Raw genomic sequence first — 20,139 nt, 5'->3', positions numbered from 1 at the left:
AACACAACCATCAACCACCAAAAAACCAACTTATGAGTGTTCAAACTTGGACGTATATTTTAGTAGGACTCACCTTCGCTCTCTATATAGGAATTGCAATCTGGTCTAGAGCCGGGTCTACCAAGGACTTTTATGTTGCTGGTGGCGGAGTATCTCCACTTGCTAACGGTATGGCAACGGCAGCCGATTGGATGTCCGCCGCCTCGTTTATTTCTATGGCAGGAATAATATCCTTTGCCGGCTATGATGGTTCCGTATACCTTATGGGTTGGACAGGCGGTTATGTACTACTGGCATTACTGCTAGCCCCTTACCTAAGAAAATTTGGCAAATTCACCGTACCAGACTTTATAGGTGACAGATACTATTCAAAAACTGCACGTATTGTTGCAGTAATCTGCGCATTGATTGTTTCCTTCACATATGTAGCGGGTCAAATGCGGGGTGTTGGGGTAGTATTCTCAAGGTTTCTACAAGTAGATATCAATACAGGTGTTATTATTGGTATGATTATCGTTTTGTTTTATGCCGTTTTAGGAGGAATGAAAGGTATTACCTATACACAAGTAGCACAGTACTGTGTATTAATTTTTGCCTTTATGGTTCCCGCAATATTCATTTCCATACAAATGACAGGAAATCCTATTCCGCAATTGGGTATGGGCGCGACACTTAATGATGGTTCTGGTACTTTTCTTTTAGATAAGTTAGACGGACTTTCAACAGAACTAGGATTCAACGAATATACCGACGGCTCTAAATCGGTGACCGATATATTTGCTATCACCTTAGCTTTAATGGTGGGCACCGCAGGGTTACCACACGTAATCGTGAGGTTCTTCACCGTTAAAAAAGTCAAAGACGCTAGAAAATCTGCCGGGTTGGCTTTACTGTTAATCGCTATTCTATATACTACGGCACCTGCCGTTTCTGTTTTTGCAAAGACCAATTTAATTAATACGGTAAGTAATGAAGAATACTCAAGTATGCCGGTTTGGTTTAAAAACTGGGAAGAAACGGGACTCCTTTCTTTCGATGATAAGAATGAGGATGGTAAAATTCAATATGTAGCAGATGCATCTAAAAATGAATTGACCATTGATAATGATATTATGGTATTGGCAAATCCTGAGATTGCGGATCTACCTGCCTGGGTAATTGCTTTGGTTGCAGCAGGAGGATTAGCGGCAGCACTTTCAACAGCAGCAGGTTTATTATTAGTTATCTCTGCATCGGTTTCTCATGATTTGGTAAAGAAAGTGTTTAAACCGAATATTTCTGACAAAGCAGAATTATGGGTAGCAAGAGGTGCCGCAACGGTAGCAGTAGTTATTGCTGGGTACTTTGGTATTAATCCTCCAGGTTTTGTAGCCGCAGTAGTGGCACTGGCATTTGGTTTGGCAGCTGCATCATTCTTCCCTGCCATTGTATTAGGTATATTTTATAAAAAAATGAATAAAGAAGGAGCCATTAGCGGAATGGTAGTGGGTATAGTTCTCATGCTATTTTATATGACCAAATTTAAATTTGGCTGGTTTGGTGGCGGAACACCTGATGATTGGTGGTTTGGTATTTCGCCTGAAGGCTTTGGTAGTATCGCTATGATTGCTAACTTTATTATAGCCATTATCGTTCTTCAATTTACACCAGAACCACCTAAAGATGTGCAAGAAATTGTAGAAAATATTAGAATACCCAGTGGCGCAGGTGAAGCCACGGGACATTAACAGAAACAAATCAACATTCAACAACAACCAAAGGACTTCAACAACCTTTGTATAATAAATTAACGCATACCATGAGTAATTATCACATTAAACACCTGGAGGAATATTATCAAGTCTATCGAAAATCGGTTCGTAATCCTGAAGCTTTTTGGGAAGAAATTGCTGAAGAGCATTTTGTTTGGCGTAAACGATGGGATAATGTATTAAGTTGGGATTTTAAAAAACCAGAGATAAAATGGTTTGAAGGTGCTAAATTGAATATAACAGAAAACTGTTTAGACCGTCATTTACCAACAAGGGGAAATAAAACAGCTATCATTTTTGAACCTAACAATCCAAAGGAAGAAGCACAACATATAACCTACAGGCAATTACATGAACGTGTATGCCGTATGGCAAATGTTTTGTTAGACCACGGAGTCAAAAAAGGTGATCGTGTTTGCATTTATCTACCTATGATTCCTGAATTATCTGTAGCACTTTTAGCATGTGCGCGTATTGGGGCTATACATTCAGTAGTATTTGCAGGGTTTTCATCTCATGCATTAGCAACCCGTATCAATGATTCTGACTGTAAAGTTGTACTGACATCAGATGGTTCTTATAGAGGAAACAAAGCAATAGATCTAAAAGGCCTTGTAGATAAAGCCTTGGAAGGTTGTCCAGGAGTTGCAAATGTGCTCGTCGTAAAACGTACCAAATCTAAAATTGACATGTTAGAAGGTAGGGATAAATGGCTACAACCATTGTTAGATGAAGCCTATGCAGATTGCGTTGCTGAGGTTATGGATGCTGAAGACCCGTTATTTATACTTTACACTTCAGGTTCTACTGGAACCCCAAAAGGAATGGTGCATACCACGGCAGGTTACATGGTGTATACCGCATATACCTTTAAAAACGTATTTCAATATACCGAGAATGATGTGTATTGGTGCACTGCAGATATCGGCTGGATTACCGGACATTCGTATATTGTCTACGGACCACTAGCAAATGGAGCAACTACTTTAATGTTTGAAGGCGTTCCCTCCTATCCGGATTTTGGTCGTTTTTGGGAAGTTGTTGAAAAACACAAAGTAAATCAGTTTTATACCGCGCCAACTGCTATTAGAGCGCTAGGTAAAGAAAGTTTAGATTTTGTTGAAAAGCATGATTTATCAAGCCTTAAAGTTTTAGGATCTGTAGGCGAACCTATTAATGAAGAAGCATGGCATTGGTACAATAATAATGTTGGTAAAAAGAACAGCCCTATTGTAGATACGTGGTGGCAAACAGAAACCGGTGGTATTATGATCACCCCTATACCTTACGTAACCCCAACTACTCCAACTTATGCAACGCTGCCATTTATTGGTATACAACCAGCGTTAATGGATGAAAACGCAAAAGAAGTAAAAGGTAATCAAGTAGAAGGCAGGCTATGTGTAAAATTCCCATGGCCATCTATAGCAAGAACTATTTGGGGTAATCACGACCGCTACAGAGACACCTATTTTTCAGCATATGAAAACATGTATTTCACAGGCGATGGCGCGTTGAGAGATGCCGTTGGGTATTACAGAATTACTGGTCGTGTAGATGATGTCATCATAGTTTCCGGTCATAATTTAGGTACTGCACCAATAGAAGACTCCATTAACGAACACCCAGCAGTGGCAGAATCCGCAATTGTAGGTTTCCCTCATGATGTAAAAGGAAATGCTCTTTACGGATATGTTATTCTAAAAGAAACAGGTGAAAGTAGAGATCGCGACAACTTAAGAAAAGAAATCAACCAACAGATTACCGAACTTGTTGGTCCTATTGCAAAATTGGATAAAATTCAGTTTGTATCTGGACTTCCAAAAACACGAAGCGGTAAAATTATGCGTAGAATTTTACGTAAAATCGCGAGTAATGATACAAGTAATTTAGGTGATACCAGTACGTTATTGAATCCGGAAGTTGTTCAAGAAATCATGGACAATTCGCTGTAGCCATATTTGTATCTAAATTTTTAAGAAATTCGCCGAACCTGCTAAAAATAGGTTTGGCGAATTTTATTTTATTAGAGAAGTTGTCAATACTATATCCGCATATTCCCAGCTTAACTTTCTTTTTGCTTCAGTTTCGTGAACCATATTTTGGTCATTCAGCTTCTCATATGCTAGTTTTAAACCATGTAATGCCCACCCGTTTTTAGGTAACCTAGCCAGATCTTCTTCATAAGATTTGATTGCATCGTCATAAAGTTCTGCATCAATTTGTATAGCCCCAAGATGGTGCCTTACAGAGAAAAACCAATCTGGTGGTTCATTATAATTTAAACTATCCTCAATTTCAACCGCTTCCTTCAATAATACTATACTTTCTAGGTACTTAGATTCTTTAGCCAAGATTTCTGCTTTCAAAACATTTCTAGCTATTTGAACCAAAACGTATACCGAGTTAATATCCCAAATTGATATTTCCTTTAAACTATCATCTTTCGCATAAACCTCTAAAGTTCGTAATTCCTTTTTTGCATTTTCAATTTCATCTAATCTTAAAAAAGCCATTCCACGGGCATAACTTAAAATAGCTGATGGATATTTTAAAGAAGGAACTTCATTTTTCATTTTTAATATTTCATTCCACTTTCCAAACTTCACGTTAATGTAAAATGGTATCGTATAAAAATGTTGAAGCGTTCCCCAACCTGGCTCTTTCATTAACGTGGTACTTGAATACTTTGCTACTTTATTAGATGCGTCTAATGCCATTTCACTATTACCTTCTAATGAGGCGGTAGCTGCCAAAAAATGATAATTATGAGGAAAGTAAGCTATAGGATATGCACCTTGAGCATGGCAGGAAGCCACATAACTACTATCAACAGCTACTGCCTGAACATTTGCCAATGTGCCTTTATGGTAGTCCCCTGTTCGAATATAAATATGTGAAGGCATGTGAACAAGGTGCCCGGCACCAGGCACTAGACCTTCATCAAAAATTGCAGCGCTTTCTAAAGCATCTTCCGGATGTAAGGACGCTTCAAGCATATGAATTTTAAAGTGATGTGCTCCCGGGTGTTTTGGATCTATTTCCAAAGCGCTGTTGACTACTTGAATTATTTCATTTGTTCTATCTCTAGGATTTCCTTTTTCATCCCATAAATCAAAAGGATACATATCCATTATTGACTCGGCATACAATGCAGCAACATCAGCATCGTATAAATAATTATTATGAACTTCACGCAATGCGTTTGAATATGCCAAATCAAGATTACCTCTATCCTCAACCGGAAACTGAACATACCTTTTTGACAAGGCATCAATGAGATCTTTTTCTTTTTGAGAAGCGTTATTTTCTGCCAGTTCTTTTGCCTTTTGTACTGCATCGTACGCTCTTTGATAATTATCTGGTTCCATCCCTGCATTATAATTAGGTCCCAATACATACGCAAAACCCCAATATGCCATTGCACAATTAGGGTCTAACTTAGTGGCATAGTAGAAAGATCTTGCCGCCTCAGCATGGTTGAAACCGTAAGCCAAAACCGCACCTTGATTTACATATTGTTGTGCTAATCTATTATTGGTAGTTACAGGGAACTCCATCACATTTAACCCGTCTATCAAAGGAGCAATATTATCAGATTGATACCATGATATATCTGTTGTGATGGGAGCGCAAGCAATAAAAGGTCTGTTTGAAATATTTTCAGTGTTCCCTCTATTCTTACACGCTATGAAAACAAAAAGTAATACAAAGAAATAAAGAAATGATTTTTTCATAGCTGTAAACATCAATATTTATCAAAATACAATATTTACAATATAGATTCATGAGACTGAAAATCAAATATTTAACGTGCAATCCGCATTGAAGAACGTATAAATGACAAAAAACCGGAATACTTAATCTACAATTAAGAACAAGTCTTATCTATAAAAAATCATTTGGAGAACGCACGATTACTTGCAAAAAGAGGACGCGTTTTAAATGTCATAAATAATAATACCGATATGAGTCCGCATACACCCAAACCTGCAAAAAGTGCCCAAACAGAATCTTCAATAAAGCTACCTACGAAAATTGAAATTGGAATAGAGAGAATTGTAGAGATGAATCCCGTAATTGCTGCGCCAATACCAGCAATATGACCAATAGGTTCCATTGCAATTGATCGCATATTTCCCCAAATAAATCCTAAACACAAAAACTGCAGTGATAAGAATATCAGTAAAATAGTAATACTTGGATTTTTAGCCCCTAAAAATAAAAGACTATATGACAAGGCTATAAATGTGAATGCTACTAATGCTGTAAAAGATAAATTCCGCATTCCAAAACGCAACACCAATGTACCGTTCATCAATGTAGAAAACCCTACTGAAAGCGCAAGTCCGGCAAACACATAAGGAAATGTTTCAGTTAACCCGTAAAGCTCTTCAAAAACATGTTGAGCAGAACTTAAGTAAACAAGAAAAGATCCTGTAATCAATCCTGATATCATGGTACACGAAACGGTTTCTTTGTATTTAAAAATCTCTTTCGTCCCTCTAATAAAAACATGAAAAGAAAAAGGAACTTTGTATTCCGGATGTAAGGTTTCTTCTTGTCTTTTATAAAACCAAATCCCTACAACCAGAGCAAAAAACAGCTGCATATAAAAGATACCTTGCCAACCCGTAATACCCATTACCGCTTTACCAATAGCAGGTGCCACCACAGGAACAAGAATAAAGAACGCTGTAACAAATGACATGATTTTTGCCATATAATCCCCTCTATAGGTGTCACGAATTATAGAAATACTTATAGTTCTGGGTGCAGACAGACCAATTCCCTGCAATACACGACCAACTAACATTACCTCAAGATTTGGCGCTAACAAACAAATGATACTAGCAATCAAAAAAACAGTAAACCCAAAGTATACAATGGGCTTTCTACCAAGACTATCTGATAATGGACCAAAAAACAACTGCCCTACTCCCAACCCTAAAAAAATCATCGTTACTAATAACTGATTCCGTGTTGGATCTAAGCTATTGATAGACACGCCAATATCTGCCATAGCCGGCAAAATAGCATCGATTGTCAATGCAACAATCGACATCAAAGAAGCCATTAAGGCAACAAACTCAAAATTCGGTTTTACCTGTTCATTCTGCATTGTGCAAAAATACGGCTTAACATTTCAAGCTATGTTATTAAAAGTTGATATTTGAGATTATGCATTTTTGAAATTCAAATATGTACTTTTGCATTAAATTACAATGTATGCTGATTATAGGTATTGCCGGTGGAACAGGTTGTGGAAAAACCACAGTAGTAAATCAAATTATAAATGAATTACCTAATGAAGAAGTTGGAGTAATAACACAAGATTCTTACTATAACGACCTATCTCATTTATCTCTTGAAGAACGACGCAAAACTAACTTTGACCACCCAAGTTCTATAGATTTCGCATTATTGGAGCAACATTTAATTGCTTTAAAAAATGGTGAATCTATTGAACAGCCTGTATATTCTTTTTTAGAATGTAATAGAACTGCAAAAACAGTTTTAACACACCCAACAAAGGTTATTATCGTAGAAGGTATATTGATTATGACCAATTCTGCCATTCGTAAAATGTTTGATATTAAAATATTCGTGCACGCAGATACAGATGAAAGACTGATCAGAAGATTAAAGCGAGATGTTAATGAAAGAGGTTGGGATTTGGATGAAACTATAGAAAAATACCAAGCCGTAATCAAGCCAATGCACGAACAGTTCATTGAACCTACAAAAGAGTATGCAGATATTATTATTCCGAATAATAAATACAACACGGTTGCCGTTGAAATAGTTAAGAGTATTATCAACGAAAAAATCATGCAAGAGTAATGGCTTTTAAGGATTTAAAACAAAAAAAATGGTTTAAGATCATGACCAATATGTATGTATTGGTCCTATCCGTTTTTGTTGTTTGGATGCTTTTTTTTGATACCAATTCACTCTTAATTCATCTAGAATTAAGAAAAGAAATCAAGAAATTAGAAAAAACTCAAGATTTTTTAAAAGAAGAAATAGCCAGAGATAAAAAAATTATCGAAAAATTATCTGACGAAGATGAACTTGAGCGCTTTGCCCGCGAGGAGTATTATTTAAAGAAAAAGAACGAAGAAATATATCTAATTGAATACGAGGATAGTTTAAAACTCAAAGACAATAAATAGTTTTTCATATCCTTTGAATAAGTTTTTACCAATTTATATACTACGCAATATACAGGTCCTTAACCATTTCATAATTAAAAGTTTAACGCTTTATTAAAGAAAAGTAAGCGCTAATTCACTTAGTGTTAACAAAAAGCTTTCATTAGCCCCATAAATAATTGTATTTTTACCACCTAACTTACTTTGAACATGGGCAAGATTATTGCTATAGCCAACCAAAAAGGCGGTGTAGGTAAAACTACTACTTCGGTAAACTTAGCTGCCTCGCTAGGTGTATTGGAAAAAAAGGTATTATTAATAGATGCCGACCCTCAGGCGAATGCCACTTCTGGGTTAGGTATAGATGTTGACGGCGTTGAATTAGGCTCGTACCAATTATTGGAACATACTAAAACAGCCAGAGAAACCATCATCTCTACTACATCTCCCAATGTAGACCTTATTCCCGCACACATTGACCTTGTTGCCATTGAAATAGAACTGGTTGACAAGGACGAGCGTGAGTATATGATGAAAAAAGCCATTACCGAGCTTAAAGAGGATTATGATTATATATTAATAGATTGTGCGCCTTCATTAGGGTTATTGACATTAAATGCTTTAACAGCTGCAGATTCTGTAGTAATACCTATACAATGTGAGTATTTTGCATTAGAAGGGCTAGGCAAATTATTAAATACGATAAAGAGCGTTCAAAAATTACATAATGCCGAATTGGATATTGAAGGCATGTTGTTAACCATGTACGATTCTAGATTACGCTTATCTAACCAAGTAGTTGATGAGGTAAGAAAGCATTTTGGAGACATGGTTTTTGACACTGTAATTCAACGTAACGTTAGATTAAGTGAAGCTCCTAGTTATGGAGAAAGTATAATCAAATATGATGCTGCAAGTAAAGGAGCAACAAATTATTTGAACTTGGCTAACGAGATAGTCAAAAAAAATAAGCAGACGGTTTAAGTATGGCAAAAGCGACAAAGAAACAAGCTCTTGGTAGAGGACTTTCGGCTCTTTTGAAAGACCCGGAAAATGATATAAACACGGCATCAGATAAGAATGCAGATAAAGTTGTTGGTAATATAATAGAACTAGATTTAGAACACATTGAAGTAAATCCATTTCAACCACGTTCTAATTTCAATGATGAATCTATAAAAGAATTAGCCGCTTCTATAAAAGAATTGGGTGTTATTCAGCCAATTACTGTAAGAAAATTAGGCTTTAACGAATACCAACTTGTATCTGGAGAAAGAAGATATCGTGCTTCTAAACTTTTAGGTTTAGAAACTATACCAGCTTATATACGTATTGCTAATGACCAAGAGTCTTTAGAGATGGCTTTGGTTGAAAATATTCAACGCCAAGATTTAGACCCTATTGAAATAGCACTCTCTTACCAACGTCTTATTGATGAAATCAACCTTACTCAAGAGAGGCTAAGTGAACGTGTTGGTAAAAAAAGATCAACTATTGCCAATTACTTACGTCTATTAAAGTTAGACCCAATTATTCAAACGGGTATGCGTGACGGATTCTTAACAATGGGTCACGGAAGAGCTTTGGTTAATATCGACAAAAAGCAAGATCAAATTTCGCTATACGAAAAGATTATATTTGACAACCTTTCTGTTAGAGATACCGAAAGTGCTGTAAAAGCCTATCATGCAGATGATGTACCTACTGACGAAATAGTTAAAACAGTAAAAAAAGAAGCTTCTGTTTTTGTTCGTAAAGGGATAAAGGAACTAACCGATGCCTTATCGGTAAAGGTGGATATCAAGTCTGCTGATAATGCAAGAGGAAAAATAACCATACCATTTAAGTCTCAAGAGGAATTTGACCGTATCAAAAAATTGATAACAGGTGCGTAACTATCTTTTATTATTTAGTACTCTATTATTATTCATTAATTTCTCCTATTCTCAAGAGGAGCAAGATTCTATTCCTAAAACTGAAATAGACAGTGTACAAGCAGATTTAGCTGATAAGGGAGTAGTTATCAAAGATTCCGTTTCTTTTAAAAAAGCAAAAAAGGAATTCAATCCTTTAGCACCAAGTAAAGCAGCATTTTACTCTGCCGTTATACCAGGATTGGGTCAAATTTATAACAAGAGATATTGGAAAGTCCCTATTGTATGGGGAGCTATTGGTGGAAGTGCTTATATGTATGCATGGAACAATAATCAATATCAAAGTTTCAGAACTGCATTTAAAAGAAGGCAAGCAGGTTTTACAGATGACGAGTATTATGATATCAATGGTGATAATGCTGTCGGTGATGATCCAGATTTAGATACAGATGACCTTGAATATCAACAAGAACGTTTTCAAAGTGATCGTGATCTTTGGCTGGTTGCAGCTATTGGCTTATATGCCTTAAATATTGTTGATGCCAATGTTGACGCACATTTAAAACAATTTAATATTGACGATGACCTAAGTATAGACTTTGAACCATATCTTGATTTTAATCAAGTAACCAATAGTCCTAATTACGGAATGGCATTAATTATAAAATTTTAAAAATGAGAATTGCACTTTTCGGATACGGAAAAATGGGTCAGATGATAGAGCAAATCGCTCTAAAACGTGGTCATGAAATTGTTGCTAAAATTGACGAAAACTCTGAGAATATTGATTTCAGCAAAATGGATGTTGCTATTGATTTTAGTATGCCAGAAGCAGCTTTTGGTAATATTAGCAAATGCTTGAATAACAGTATTCCCGTAATCTCAGGAACAACCGGTTGGTTAGATAAATATGATGAAGCAATTTCTTTATGTGAAGAAAAGAAAGGTGCTTTTATCTATGCCTCTAATTTTAGTTTAGGAGTAAATATTTTTTTCGAGCTAAATCATTACTTGGCAAAAATGATGCAAAATCTTCCTGAATATAAAGTAGAATTAGAAGAAATACATCACACTCAAAAATTAGATGCCCCAAGTGGTACAGCAATAACCTTGGCAGAAGGTGTCATCGCTAATTCTAATTACGCCCAATGGAAATTAGATAGCGCATCTGACGAGAGCCTAAAAATCACATCTAAACGAATTGGAAAAGTACCAGGCACACACACCGTTGCTTATGACAGTGTTGTAGATAGTATTGAAATAAAACATACTGCCCATAACAGAGAAGGTTTCGCTTTAGGAGCCGTTACAGCTGCGGAATGGATCATCGGAAAAACAGGTGTTTTTTCAATGCGAGATGTGTTAAACCTAGGTTAAAAACGTAACAAAAATCAATCTATAAGACTGATGGATTATCGATGTTAAACAATACATCTAAAAATTCATTCTATTTCAATAAAAAACAAAGACGATGAACGGCACCCAATGGATTATTTTTATTCTCATTGTACAAGTAATACATTTCTTAGGTACTTGGAAACTATACGTTAAAGCAGGCAGAAAAGCTTGGGAAGCAGCAATACCTGTTTATAATGCCATAGTTTTAATGCAAATAATCAATAGACCAAAATGGTGGGTGATTTTATTATTCATCCCTATAATCAACCTTTTGATGTTCCCCGTAATATGGGTAGAAACCATAAGAAGCTTCGGAAGAAATAGTAAGTTAGAAACTTGGATCGTAGTATTGACACTTGGTTTTTATATTTACTACGTAAACTATGCTCTCGATGTAAAATATATTGAGGACAGATCGTTACACCCAACAACAGCTGCAGGTGAATGGGTTAGCTCCATTTTATTCGCAGTTGTTGCTGCTACTTTGGTACACACTTATTTTATTCAACCTTATGTAATACCTACAGGTTCTCTAGAACGTACTTTAAGAGTAGGAGACTTTCTTTTTGTAAGCAAATTTCACTACGGCGCGAGAACACCTATGACGACTGTTGCTGCGCCAATGGTTCATGATACATTACCAGGGCTGGGCATTCCGTCTTATTTAAAGAAACCACAACTACCATATTTCAGGCTACCTGGATTTACAAAAGTAGAAAGAAATGATATTGTAGTATTTAGCTGGCCCGCAGATACCGTTCGTGTATTTTTCAAAAAAGAAAAAGGCGTTGACAAACCAATAGATAAAAAATCTAACTATGTTAAACGTTGCGTTGGTGTACCCGGCGATTCTCTAGAAGTACGTGATGGTTATGTTTTTATCGACGGAAAGCAATTAGAATTACCTAAAAGCGCCAAACCTCAGTTTGATTATAACATTTACAGCTCTAAGGGAGTATCTTCAAAAACACTTGACGATTTAGGTGTAACTGATTTCACTAGAAAATATTTATCTGGGCAGTTAAATCAAAATCAAGCAAATGCCCTTAACCCTTATTTGATAGGTTATAATCCAACGGATAATGGGCAACTGGAACTATATACAAAGGCATCAGGTATACCATCAAATATTATATCCAAATATGGATTCGCATTAAAAGAAATTACCGATCGCCAACGTACGGTTCCTTTAACTGCAGATATGGTTACATCTCTAAGAAACAATCCTAATATTGATTCTGTAGTACAAAAGGTAGTAGAAAAAGGGAGAAGAGGCATTAATTTATTTCCTCAAAGTCCGGATTATCCTTGGAATTACAGCCAAATGGGACCCATCTACATCCCTCAAAAAGGAGCAACGGTAGATTTAAATTTAAAAGTACTTCCCCTATATAAGAAGATTATAAAAGAATACGAGAAGAACGAGATTTCTGTATCTGGAAATCAAATTAGCATTAATGGATCACCAGCTACAACATATACTTTCAAACAAGATTACTTTTGGATGATGGGTGACAATAGAGACCACTCAGAAGACAGTAGAGCTTGGGGTTATGTTCCTGAAAACCATATAGTTGGTACTCCCATTTTCATATGGATGAGTTTCGATAATTTTACCGAGGGCATTAGCAATTGGAGACCACGATGGGATCGTATATTCACAACTGTAAATGGGGACGGAGAACCCCAATCTTATTTCAAATATTTCTTAATATTACTAATAGCTTATTTCGTAGGAAATTGGTTCTGGAAACGTAAAAAGGATAAAAAGTGAAATTAATTCATCCCTCATATTTCCCTAACATACTAACGTTTAGTTATATCATGCACCACCCAGTTTGTTGGGAGGTGAATGATAATTACCAAAAACAGACATTCAGGAATAGAACATATATTTCTAATGATCGAGGCAAGCACATACTTAGTATTCCTATTATTCATGTAGGCAGATCAAATGGTAGACAAAAGTATAAGGATGTTAAAATTGATAATTCCTATCCTTGGCAGAGACAACATTGGCGCACATTAGAGACCGCCTATAGAACATCACCTTTCTTTGAGTTCTATGAAGATGATATTAAACCGTTATACGATAGACCTTATGAAAGTCTACTTGAGTATAATTTAAAAACGATAGAAACCATATTTGAATGTCTTCAATTAGAAATGCCGACGGCTAAAACAAGTACTTTTGAGATCAAACCTGAAGATAAGGAAGATTATAGATTTTTGATAAGCGCAAAATTTAAGCCCCAACTAAATATCGAAGCCTACACACAAGTATTTGGTGACCGACATGGTTTTACGCCCAACCTAAGCATTCTGGATCTTTTATTTAACCTAGGTCCCAATAGTATAGAATATCTAAAACACGAGTTTATAGCTACCTCAAATGATTAGGTTTATAGCGCACTATGGAATACATTTTATTGTACCCATTGTAATTGCTATCTATTTCTATAGGGAAAATATGCTTTGGTCTGCAGTAATACTTTTATCTGCAATTGTAATTGATATAGATCACTTGCTAGCAACACCATTATTTGACCCAAACCGTTGTAGTATCAATTTTCATCCACTTCATAGTTACTGGGCAATTGGTCTATATACCGTAATGTTCTTATTTAAGAAAACTAGAATTTTTGGCTTAGCATTGCTATTACATATATTGGCAGATATAGTAGACTGCCTTTTTATTCTTCAGACATCTTAAAAGTGGCCATAATAGGTTCGTGGTCAGATATATCTATCTTGTAATTCTTATGAGATAAGAATGTAAAACTAGGGTCTCCCAAAATCATATCAATTCTAAAAGGGAACTTCCAAAATTTGATAGTCTCCCCATATCCGTGTCCAGATTCTAAAAAACTATCTTTTAAATCACCCTTAATATTAAAATACACTTTAGAAAATTGGGTATTATTAAAATCACCACCTACAATAACAGGATAAGGACTGGTTTTGATATGCTCTCTCACAATATCAGATTGTCGTTCTTGTTTATCAAAAGAATCCCTTAGTCTAACAAGCAGCTTATCTGACCGTTCTTTTTTAAAATAATTTGGTCTGATACTTAAAGATTCTAGATGCAGATTATAGAAGCGAATGGTGTCTTTCTTAAATACGATATCCGCATAAACGCCACCATTAAATGTATTAGGAAAATCAAGCTCTCCATTATTAATAATCTTAAGCTTTGAAAATATAGCTAGATTTTTACTTGACTCCCCGTCTTTAATTTCAAATTTATTGGCTTTATAAGGATAGTTTTTCAACATATGATCCTTAAGATAATGAGGTTCGAATTCTTGAAAATAAATAATATCAGGATTCTCACCTTCAATAAATTCTACAACTTCTGGACTAGTGATATTCTCCCAATCCCCATGATATTTACTATGAAAACCCAATGCGTTATAAGTTAACAAAGAAATGGTATCAGAATCAGCAATAGTTTTTGACTTTCCATTAAAAGCTATAAAAGAACCAAGTGTATAGTATCCAAAAACTAAAATGGAAAGAGATAGCATCATATAAATTTTCTTACCAAATAACCAGTATAGAAAAAACAACATATTTATTAAAACCAATGCAGGCACTGTTAAACTTATAAATGCCAAACTAGCTATAGATGTATATGGTACTATGCATGCTAAAACCAAACATATTGCTGCAATCACATTTAAAAACAACATGAACTTTTTAAAAAAAGACATTCTCTTCATGTTCAATTTTCTTTACCCGCTTTAAATAAAAAGTCCTTCTCAGTCTTTGACAAACTTTCATAGCCAGACTTGCTTATTTTATCTAGTATAGCATCAATCTTTTTCTGATGTGTTTTCTTGTCGTAATCTACGGCAGATTTACTGTTACTATGGGTAGTGCTTTTATTCTTATATACTGTTTTTAATGGCGCCTTCTTCTCCGAACCTTTAAAGATGTTGACAATACTATCCATAAACTTTGAGAATCCAGCCCCTATGTCGTTTCCTTTTGTTAATTGACTTGCATATAGGTAACCTAAAAAAGCGCCTCCCAAATGCGCTAAATGACCTCCTGAATTACTAATGGGTAGTTGAATCAAATCACTCAAAACCAACACGGCACCAACCATCCATAATTTTACATTGAAAAATATAACCCGAACCTCTTGGTTAGGTAAATAGGTACAAATAAATATCAGAACAGCACTAGCACCTGCAGAAGCCCCTATTAAAGTTGCATTAACATCAAAGAAAGCAGGAAATATATTATAACCTAAAACAAAGAAGAGTCCGCCTAAAATAACTCCTAACAAATACACATTTAAAAATCGCTTAGCGTCAAAAAGATTTAAAAAGATACGACCTACGAAATAAATCATCAACATGTTCCAAAATAGGTGACCTATCCCTCCATGAAAAAATGAATAAGTTACAATAGACCATGGTTGAAAAGCGATATCGACAATATCATTAGGCAATTCGAACCATTGCACAATAATGTTGCTTGACAAGCCAAATAAGAACGGGATTAGGGCATTTACAATAAAAACTATCACGTTGACCGCAATGAGTTTTTCCGCAATGTTTAATCTACTAAATTGATATTTTAAATCTGGTTGAGCCATAGTTTAGTTCCACCTATTATTATTAAACTGATTTTTTTTCCAGTACCACATCATTAAGAATCCAAATAAAGCACCTCCTACGTGCGCAAAGTGCGCAATACCCTGTCCAAACAAACTATACCCAGTTACACCTGAAAACAAATCTAAACCTATTAAAACAGGTATAAAGAATTTTGCCTTGATAGGAACCGGAAGGAAAATAAGAAACAATTCGCTATTCGGGTAAGACATCCCAAAGGCAACCAATATACCGTAAATAGCACCTGAAGCACCAACTACCGGAGTATTAAATGCTCCTAGGAAGTTATCTATAGTAGCTTTACCTGCTATACCATACCAATCTGTACTATACTGCCCGCTATTGATAATCTCTAGAATACTACTCTCAGATATACCTGCATCCATCAAAGCACTCATACCGGCATTGTAATAGTAATAATTCACACCTATATGAATCAAAGCAGCACCTAAACCAGCAGAAATATAAAAAAACAAAAACTTATTTCTACCCCACATACGCTCTAAAGGCGTACCAAATGCCCACAAAGCATACATATTAAAAAGAATATGCATAAAACCACCATGCATAAACATATGTGTGATAATCTGCCATAACTGAAAATGATCATTCTTTGGAAAGTACAATGAAAACCACTCGTACATCTGTTCGCCATACAATTGTGTAGCAACAAAAAACAGAACATTAATAATCAGTAAGTGTTTTATTGTTTCTGTTATTCTTCCCATTTATATAAATTTTCGTTCAATATCATTCTCTGTAACTGTAATGTATACTTTTTTGTTAAACGGACTCAAAGTTGTTTCCTTACATGCAAATAAATCGTTCACCAATTTAACTTGAGAAAACTCATCCAAGGTTTCGCCTGTTTTCACCGAAAGTGTTTTTGCTAATGTTTTTGCCAACATATCACTTTGAGAAAAACTATCACCAGGTACTTCTTGTTGAAAATCAGAAATTAGTTGTTCCATTATCATTTGCACTTCACTTTCTACAACTAGTACGGGAACTCCAGAAATCTCTACTCCGTCTTCAGTAATCTCCCCGAATACAAAACCTACGGTACAAAGATTATCTTTGATTTCTTTTAAAATATTAATTTCACTCGTAGAAAAAGATAAGGTCAATGGAAAAAGTAACTGCTGACTTATAGCTTCTTTTATGGTAATATTTTTTAAAAAATTCTCATACAATACACGTTGGTGTGCTCTACTTTGATTAATAACCACCATGCCAGACTTTATCGTCGTTATAATATACTTTTTACGCATTTGAAAAGTGGTAGTAGAATGATCAACAACCTCTTTTTCACCATCGAAAATACTACTGTTCACAACCTCTGACTCAAACTCTAAATGGCTAACACCGCCATCTACCGTTGTTTCTAAACCTTCATACAACTTCTCCCAACCATCTACTTTTGGTTTTGAATAACTACCCCCACCAGAGTTACTTTTTGAAGGTTTTACAGTCTCAAAAGGATTAAATGAAGAGTCCACCACGACTTGCGGTATACCTACCTGTTTGTTTTTGTAGGAATAAGGGGTATCTAAATTTTGGTCTTGTTCAAAATCAAGCGCAGGCACCACATTAAATTGACCTAAACTATGCTTTACAGTTGATTTAAGCATGGCATACAAAGTATGCTCATCATCAAATTTTACTTCTGTTTTGGTAGGATGTATATTAATATCAATAGTACCTGGATCAACCTCTAGGTTCAAAAAATAACCAGGGTGCGTACCCGGACGGATTACTCCCTCAAAAGCACCTAATATAGCATGATGTAAATACGGACTCTTTATAAATCTATTATTAGCAAAGAAAAACTGTTCTCCCCTACTCTTTTTAGCAAATTCTGGCTTTTGAATGTACCCTGATATTTTTACTACCTGAGTTTCTTCCTCTACAGGTACAAGTTTTTCATCTGTTTTTCTTCCAAAAATATGTACAATACGTTTTCTAAAATCATTGCCTGGTAACTGAAAAACATCGCTACCGTTATTATAAAAATTAAAAGCAACCTGAGGATGCGCCAATGCAATTCTATGAAACTCGTCTGCTATATGTCGATATTCTACCTGGTCAGATTTTAAAAAATTACGTCTTGCAGGGATATTGAAGAAAAGATTCTTTACCAGCATTGAGGTCCCTTTAGGGGCAACAACCACTTCTTGCGTAACTATTTTACTCCCTTCAATCTTAATTTTCGTACCAATTTCGTCATCTTCGGTCTTTGTAAGCATTTCTACATGTGCAATAGCCGCAATAGAAGCCAAAGCCTCTCCCCTAAAACCTTTGGTATTCAAATTAAATAGATCTTCTGCCTTTTGAATTTTAGAAGTGGCATGGCGCTCAAAACTTAAGCGTGCATCTGTACCGCTCATACCTTTACCATTATCAACCACTTGAATAAGTGTTTTACCACCATCTTTAATAATAAGTTGAATATCGGTAGCACCTGCATCAATGGCATTCTCCATTAACTCTTTTACCACAGAAGATGGACGTTGCACCACTTCACCAGCAGCAATTTGGTTTGCTACATGGTCAGGTAATAATCTAATAATATCTGCCATTATGAAGTAAAGAAAATTGTGAGGTCAAAATCAATGATATAAAGAAAAATAAAAACCAGTACTGCAATTATAATAGCCATTCTAATCTTTAAGTTGCGATCTCCCTTTCTTTTAGAATCTTCAATTGCACTATTGATTTTTCTTTTTAATCCTCGAGATGTATTTAATGTGCTACGAAACTGGTCAAATTTAGGTTCCATTTTATACGGATTCCCTTTTCCTTTGCCATCATAATACCTAGGATTGTATTCAAATGACCTATTTTTTCTTAACCGCGTTATTTTGCTCAACATCCCCATAACTTCAAAGTTACTTAAAATAGAAAAATGGCGCATGTTACCAATGCCAAAATTTGTTAACATCTTACGACATTAAGCTAGCAACCTTAAGCTTAGTGGAAATTGAACTAGTGAAAAAGTTTACTTATTACCTAAAACTGCCATTTTTATGGCTGCAATAGCGGCTTCAGTACCTTTGTTTCCATGCTTACCACCACTACGATCTATGGCTTGTTGCATGTTATTATCTGTAAGTACACAAAATATAACCGGCACATTAGTAATGACATTTAAGTCTTTTATGCCTTGAGCTGTAGCATCACAAACAAAATCGAAATGTTTGGTTTCGCCTTGTATAACACTTCCAATGGCAATAACTGCATCGACCTTAAGACTCTTGATCATTTTCTTTGAACCAAAAGTAAGCTCAAAACTACCAGGAACATCCCAACGGATAATATCAGATTCTTGTGCTCCGCAATCTAACAAAGCTTGAATAGCACCTGAATATAAACCCTCTGTTATTTCTGAATTCCATTCTGAAACAACAATCCCAAACCGAAGTCCGTTCGCGTTTGGGATTGTTGCCTTATCGTAAACCGATAAATTTTTATTTACTGTAGCCATTATTCACCACTTTTAGCCATACCTATAAATGCATCTATAGAATTGGCATTTTCTGATTTTGGAAACTCGTCCTTAATTTTTTGAAAGAAACCTAAGGCTTTATCCTTATCTCCCATCTCCAATGCGGTTACGCCAGCTTTATACAAAAACTTTGGAGCAGTATAATCATTGTTACTATGCTTTACAGCAGCCTCATAATACCCTAAAGCATCAGAAGGTTGGTCTAATTGCATAAAAGCATCTCCTAAACCACCTTTTGCCAAGGCACCTAAAACATCATCATCAGAGCTAAAATCCTCTAAATAAGTAATAGCTTCTTGATAATTGTTCATATTCAAGTATGACATACCCGCACCGTAGTTTGCAAGATTGGCAGCTTTTGTACCACTATATTCTTCTATAATATCTAAAAAACCATATTTTCCTTCAGCACCTTCCAATGCCAATGTAAATAATGAATCTTTAGCAGTTGTTGCAACCAATGCTTGGTCAAAATATTGTTGTGGGTAGTACATTTCATTTGCAGCACTTGCCTCTTTCGGCTTTTCTACAAATTGGTCATAAGCCAAGTAGCCTAAAACACCAATAGCAATAACACCAATGACACCCAAAATGATATTCTGATTCTTAGAAACCCATTCTTCAGATCTAGAAGCGCCCTCATCTAACGAACTAAAAACTTCAGCTGTTGTGCTTTCCTGTTCGTCAAATTCTTGCTGTTCAACCTTTGTTTCAGGTTTATATCCTCTTTTCTTATATGTTGCCATCTCTAAATTTATTGATCGCGCAAAAATAATGGTTTTATTGAAATCGCAAAGTGTATTTATTCGTTATTTTTGGATATTTTAA

The 20,139-nt window shown here is 35.5% G+C and carries 20 protein-coding genes; 11 read left to right on the top strand and 9 right to left on the bottom strand.

The annotated features are described in order from the left end of the window. Positions 1-32: 32 nt before the first annotated feature. Both UH1x_RS15895 and acs read left to right on the top strand, forming a co-directional pair. Positions 33-1,727: a sodium:solute symporter family protein gene (locus UH1x_RS15895; protein ID WP_482622910.1), complete on the top strand. Its 1,695-nt coding sequence runs from the start codon at positions 33-35 to the stop codon at positions 1,725-1,727. Between the two features lie 47 nt (positions 1,728-1,774). Continuing rightward, positions 1,775-3,706, top strand: a complete 1,932-nt coding sequence (acs, locus tag UH1x_RS15890; RefSeq protein ID WP_482622908.1) for an acetate--CoA ligase — start codon at positions 1,775-1,777, stop codon at positions 3,704-3,706. 63 nt (positions 3,707-3,769) lie between these two features. Here the strand turns inward: acs and UH1x_RS15885 are convergent, their stop codons facing one another. Together UH1x_RS15885 and UH1x_RS15880 are read right to left on the bottom strand one after the other, a co-directional pair. Beyond that, the gene (locus UH1x_RS15885) at positions 3,770-5,488 is read right to left on the bottom strand and encodes a tetratricopeptide repeat protein (protein WP_482622906.1); all 1,719 of its coding nucleotides are present in this window, start codon (positions 5,486-5,488) and stop codon (positions 3,770-3,772) included. Between the two features lie 161 nt (positions 5,489-5,649). Next, positions 5,650-6,873, bottom strand: a complete 1,224-nt coding sequence (locus UH1x_RS15880; protein ID WP_482622904.1) for a multidrug effflux MFS transporter — start codon at positions 6,871-6,873, stop codon at positions 5,650-5,652. Positions 6,874-6,980: 107 nt separating this feature from the next. Between UH1x_RS15880 and udk the strand changes: the two genes are divergently transcribed. The 9 genes from udk (at position 6,981) to UH1x_RS15835 (ending at position 13,891) form a co-directional block, all read left to right on the top strand. Next, positions 6,981-7,595 (top strand): uridine kinase, encoded by a 615-nt coding sequence (udk, locus tag UH1x_RS15875; RefSeq protein WP_405415912.1) that lies wholly within the window; start codon positions 6,981-6,983, stop codon positions 7,593-7,595. Beyond that, positions 7,595-7,927 carry an FtsB family cell division protein gene (locus tag UH1x_RS15870; RefSeq protein ID WP_036153454.1) on the top strand — a complete coding sequence of 111 codons (333 nt, stop codon included), beginning with the start codon at positions 7,595-7,597 and terminating at the stop codon, positions 7,925-7,927. Before udk ends, UH1x_RS15870 begins: the two co-directional genes overlap by 1 nt. A 189-nt stretch (positions 7,928-8,116) precedes the next feature. Beyond that, complete coding sequence (locus tag UH1x_RS15865) at positions 8,117-8,890, top strand: ParA family protein (protein WP_482622901.1); 774 nt, start codon at positions 8,117-8,119, stop codon at positions 8,888-8,890. Positions 8,891-8,892: 2 nt separating this feature from the next. Next, positions 8,893-9,801: a ParB/RepB/Spo0J family partition protein gene (locus tag UH1x_RS15860; RefSeq protein WP_482622899.1), complete on the top strand. Its 909-nt coding sequence runs from the start codon at positions 8,893-8,895 to the stop codon at positions 9,799-9,801. Beyond that, a complete protein-coding gene (locus UH1x_RS15855; RefSeq protein ID WP_482622897.1) occupies positions 9,794-10,453 on the top strand; it encodes a DUF5683 domain-containing protein in 660 nt (219 codons plus the stop codon). The genes UH1x_RS15860 and UH1x_RS15855 overlap by 8 nt, the downstream gene beginning before the upstream one ends. Positions 10,454-10,455: 2 nt before the next feature. Then, the gene (dapB, locus tag UH1x_RS15850; RefSeq protein WP_482622895.1) at positions 10,456-11,157 is read left to right on the top strand and encodes a 4-hydroxy-tetrahydrodipicolinate reductase; all 702 of its coding nucleotides are present in this window, start codon (positions 10,456-10,458) and stop codon (positions 11,155-11,157) included. 94 nt (positions 11,158-11,251) lie between these two features. Next, the gene (lepB, locus tag UH1x_RS15845; RefSeq protein ID WP_482622894.1) at positions 11,252-12,952 is read left to right on the top strand and encodes a signal peptidase I; all 1,701 of its coding nucleotides are present in this window, start codon (positions 11,252-11,254) and stop codon (positions 12,950-12,952) included. After that, a complete protein-coding gene (locus UH1x_RS15840) occupies positions 12,949-13,578 on the top strand; it encodes a WbqC family protein (RefSeq protein ID WP_482622892.1) in 630 nt (209 codons plus the stop codon). Before lepB ends, UH1x_RS15840 begins: the two co-directional genes overlap by 4 nt. Next, positions 13,571-13,891 (top strand): DUF6122 family protein, encoded by a 321-nt coding sequence (locus UH1x_RS15835; protein ID WP_482622891.1) that lies wholly within the window; start codon positions 13,571-13,573, stop codon positions 13,889-13,891. Before UH1x_RS15840 ends, UH1x_RS15835 begins: the two co-directional genes overlap by 8 nt. Here the strand turns inward: UH1x_RS15835 and UH1x_RS15830 are convergent. The 7 genes from UH1x_RS15830 to UH1x_RS15800 are packed head-to-tail and all read right to left on the bottom strand — an operon-like array spanning position 13,872 to position 20,057. Then, positions 13,872-14,894, bottom strand: a complete 1,023-nt coding sequence (locus tag UH1x_RS15830) for an endonuclease/exonuclease/phosphatase family protein (protein ID WP_482622890.1) — start codon at positions 14,892-14,894, stop codon at positions 13,872-13,874. The genes UH1x_RS15835 and UH1x_RS15830 overlap by 20 nt on opposite strands. Positions 14,895-14,905: 11 nt before the next feature. After that, positions 14,906-15,787: a rhomboid family intramembrane serine protease gene (locus UH1x_RS15825; protein WP_482622889.1), complete on the bottom strand. Its 882-nt coding sequence runs from the start codon at positions 15,785-15,787 to the stop codon at positions 14,906-14,908. 3 nt (positions 15,788-15,790) lie between these two features. Continuing rightward, on the bottom strand, positions 15,791-16,534 hold the full coding sequence (locus UH1x_RS15820; RefSeq protein ID WP_036153430.1) for a rhomboid family intramembrane serine protease: 744 nt from the start codon (positions 16,532-16,534) through the stop codon (positions 15,791-15,793). Next, on the bottom strand, positions 16,535-18,385 hold the full coding sequence (gene mutL, locus UH1x_RS15815) for a DNA mismatch repair endonuclease MutL (RefSeq protein WP_482622887.1): 1,851 nt from the start codon (positions 18,383-18,385) through the stop codon (positions 16,535-16,537). After that, positions 18,385-18,747, bottom strand: coding sequence for a riboflavin synthase subunit beta (locus tag UH1x_RS15810; RefSeq protein WP_482622885.1), 363 nt, complete (start codon positions 18,745-18,747; stop codon positions 18,385-18,387). Before UH1x_RS15810 ends, mutL begins: the two co-directional genes overlap by 1 nt. A 57-nt stretch (positions 18,748-18,804) precedes the next feature. Then, a complete protein-coding gene (ribH, locus tag UH1x_RS15805) occupies positions 18,805-19,290 on the bottom strand; it encodes a 6,7-dimethyl-8-ribityllumazine synthase (protein ID WP_482622884.1) in 486 nt (161 codons plus the stop codon). Beyond that, positions 19,290-20,057 carry a tetratricopeptide repeat protein gene (locus UH1x_RS15800; protein ID WP_482622882.1) on the bottom strand — a complete coding sequence of 256 codons (768 nt, stop codon included), beginning with the start codon at positions 20,055-20,057 and terminating at the stop codon, positions 19,290-19,292. The genes ribH and UH1x_RS15800 overlap by 1 nt, the downstream gene beginning before the upstream one ends. Positions 20,058-20,139: the final 82 nt, after the last annotated feature.

The organism is Maribacter sp. UH1 (assembly GCF_056839145.1).
This window is presented reverse-complemented; position numbering and strand designations above follow the sequence as displayed.